At 64.9% G+C, this 2,808-nt stretch carries 2 protein-coding genes; both read right to left on the minus strand.

Annotated features, from left to right (window positions below):
- On the minus strand, positions 1-1,420 hold a 1,420-nt coding region (locus tag KDB67_RS02630), incomplete at its 3' end, for a hypothetical protein (RefSeq protein WP_291012075.1).
- 117 nt (positions 1,421-1,537) lie between these two features.
- Positions 1,538-2,808, minus strand: a 1,271-nt coding sequence (locus KDB67_RS02635; RefSeq protein WP_291012078.1) for a vitamin B12 dependent-methionine synthase activation domain-containing protein, incomplete at its 5' end; no start/stop codon positions are given.

A 2,808-nucleotide genomic window follows, 5' to 3' on the forward strand; every position in this document is an offset into this window, starting at 1 on the left:
GACTGAACCGGCGACGGACCGTGTGGGCGACGGCGTAGATCAGGGTCAGCGCCGACAGGCCCATCGCGGTGGTGCACATCGCCAGAGTGCTGTCTCCTCGTCCCGACGTGTAGCCGTCGTTGCCGCCGCCGGGGCCACCACCGCCGGGTCCACCGTTGCCGCCCTGCTGTCCACCGCCCGGGGCGCCGCCCGAGGTGGTCGTGGCAGTCGTGGCTGATCCCGCCCCGCCCGGTCCACCACCGTTACCGCCACCGCCGAAGCCACCGTCGGGACCGCCCATCCCCTGATCACCGGTGAGCGACGAGTGATAGACACCGATCGCGGCGAGCTGGATCAGCACCGGGATGATCGCGTAGCGCAGCGGCAGGTAGAACGCCAGCACCACGCTGAGCACCTCGGCGGTGTAGAAGTACCGGTCGTGCATGGCCGGCAGCAGGAACGGGACGATCACCGCGCTCGCCGTGGCGACGGCCAAAATCGATGCCGGGGTGACTGCCGGCTTCTTCCACACCGACCACGAGAGGAAGGCCACCACGATCGCACCGGCCGCGACTATCCCCGCGTGCGCCAACCAGGTGGCGTCGCCGTCGATCGGGACGAGCTGGTACAGATTCGCGGCGCCGAGGGTCAGCTTCTTGTACGAGCCGGTCTGATCCAGATACACCGTCAGCACGTCGTGCAGCGGCGCACCGGCGATCAGGGCGGGTACCTCCATCAGCACGAACACCAGCGGAATCGCTGCCAGGGACTGCCACGGCAGCCGTCGCCGCAGCACCAGCCACGCCAGCACCGGCAGCACGAACACCGCCTGCAACTTGAACGACAACGCCAGCCCGAAGAACGCGCACGCCCACACCGCATTCCACACCTGCGACGACCGGTCGATCCGCTCCCGCTGCGCCCGGAGCAGGAAGTAGATGCCGCCGACCACGAACGCCGAGTAGATTCCGTCGGCCTGACCCCAGTACGCACTGTTGGCGATCACCGACGGCAACAGCACCATGACGCCGAATACCAACGCCCGCAACGAAAACCGATTAGTTCGCAACGCCACGATGCGATAGGCGAAGAAGGCGAGCACGAAGTCGAAGATGATCGAGATCGCTTTGATCCCCACCAGCGCCGGAATGTTCAGCGCCGTCAGAATCCAGATCAGATACAGGTACGGATAGTTGTAGTCGGCGAACCGCTCCTTGAATGCGTCGACGCCCTGAGCGTCGAGCACCGAATACCAGCGACTCAGAAACGCGCGATAGTCGAGGGTTTCGATGTCGAGGAACTGCCAGCGGACAACCAGCGCCACGACGACGATCGCGCCGAGCACCGACCAGCGCAGCCATCGGGGGGTTCCCGGTGGCCCGGCCTGGTCGTCGGTGTCTACCTGGGCACTGCCAGAGCGCGCAAGAGTTGCAGAGGTCATGAGACCCACTGTCGCCGTGTTTGCTGTGAACCGGGTGGGAGCGCCCTGCGCCGTTTCTGGCAACAACTATGTGGTGGATCGGGGCTCGTATACGGTCCCGATCCACCCCACAGCGGGCTAGGTGTTGAAGTACTTGGCTTCCGGATGGTGCAGAACGAACGCGTCGGTGGACTGCTCGGGGTGCAGCTGCAACTCCTCGGACAGGACGACACCGATGCGTTCGGGTTCGAGAAGCGCGATCATCTTGGCGCGGTCTTCGAGATCCGGGCAGGCACCGTAGCCGAATGAGAAACGCGCACCACGGTATTCGAGGTCGAAGAAGCCCTGCGGGTTCTCCGGGTCCTCTTCACCGAACGACAGTTCCGAACGCACCCGCTGATGCCAGTACTCGGCCAACGCCTCGGTCAGCTGCACGCCGATGCCGTGCACTTCGAGGTAGTCGCGGTAGGCGTTGTCGGCGAACAGTTTGTTGGCGAAATCGGCGATGGGTTGGCCCATCGTCACCAACTGGAACGGCAGCACGTCGACATGTCCTGCGGCGATGGCCGATTCGCGGGAGGCGATGAAGTCGGCGATGCACAAGAACCGGGACCGCTGCTGGCGCGGGAACTCGAAGGTGTACCGCACCGGCGCGTCCGGACGCGGCTCGGTGAGCACATGTACCGCATCACCGTCGCTGACGGCCGGGAAGTAGCCGTACACCACCGCGGCGTGCTGCAGGATGTTCTCCGTCGACAGCCGGTCGATCCAGTACCGCAACCGTGGCCGGCCCTCGGACTCCACCAGATCCTCGTACGATGGTCCATCGTTGCCGCGGGTGCCGCGCAGGCCCCACTGACCCAGGAACAGTGCGCGTTCGTCGAGCAACTGCATGTACTCGGCGATCGCAACGCCCTTGATGATGCGGGTACCCCAGAACGGCGGCGTCGGAATCTGATTGTCCGACACCACATCCGAGCGAGCGGGAACCTCGACCGGAACTTCGGCCGCCTTACGTTTGGCGGCGATCTTCTTCGACCGCTCGTGCCGGGCCTTGCGTTCGGCCGCTTTCTTGGCGGCGGCGATCGCCTCCGGGCTGTCCGGGGCGGGCCCCTCCCCCCGCTTGGTGGCCATGATGTCGTCCATCAGCCGCAAACCCTCGAAAGCATCACGCGCGTAGTGCACGTCGCCGTCATAGGTATCGGTCAGATCGTTCTCGACGTAGGCGCGAGTGAGCGCGGCACCACCGAGCAGCACCGGATACTCCTCGGCCAACCCGCGCGAATTGATCTCCTCGAGGTTCTCCTTCATCACTACGGTCGATTTCACGAGCAGACCCGACATACCGATGACGTCGACCTTCTTGTCCTCGGCGACCTCCAGGATCGTCGAAATCGGTTGTTTGATAC

The sequence above is a fragment of the Gordonia sp. (in: high G+C Gram-positive bacteria) genome (assembly GCF_020438995.1).
Classification (GTDB): Bacteria; Actinomycetota; Actinomycetes; order Mycobacteriales; family Mycobacteriaceae; genus Gordonia.